The 554-nt window shown below is 40.3% G+C and carries 1 pseudogene; it reads right to left on the minus strand.

The annotated features are described in order from the left end of the window. Positions 1 to 554 (minus strand): annotated as a pseudogene (locus STRDD04_RS10785) (DDE-type integrase/transposase/recombinase); the annotation flags it as partial.

Genomic DNA, 554 nt, shown 5'->3' on the forward strand with positions numbered 1-554 from the left:
AAACTGGAGATGTTTGTAGAATCGGTTATTGTCATTGCGATGGCTTCGTTCTACCTTGCCATTGTGTTGAGGTGTTCGAGGCTTGATAAACTTATGCTCAATCCCCAACTCCTCACAAAGAAGGTCAAGTGGGTGGACTTGCTTGGTCTCTCTAAAATGTGTAAATTCAACACCATTATCTGTTTGCAGGATTTTGGGCTGATAACCAAAATGACGAATAGCCAATTTCAAAAATTGAACCGTAGAATGAGAACTTTGCTCTTTAAAAGGATAGATAAATCGCTCTCTGGAAGCTTCGTCGATGACAGTATACTGATAGAATTTATCAGGGATAGAGCCGGTGTAACAGTGTTTTGGGACATATTTGACATCCATTTGCCATTTCACTCCGATTTCGTTCGGCGTATGGTCGGGCTTTGGTTTGTAGGCTTTTTTCTTTTTTTAGAAGGATTGAAGAAGCCTAATTTTCTCAGGATACGAAAGAGGGAGCAAGGATGCCTGTGGTAACCTTTGTTTGTTTTGAGTTTGTAGAAGATTTCAATCAGAGTAGCCTT

This window comes from Streptococcus sp. DD04 (assembly GCF_001578725.1).
Classification (GTDB): Bacteria; Bacillota; Bacilli; order Lactobacillales; family Streptococcaceae; genus Streptococcus; species Streptococcus sinensis.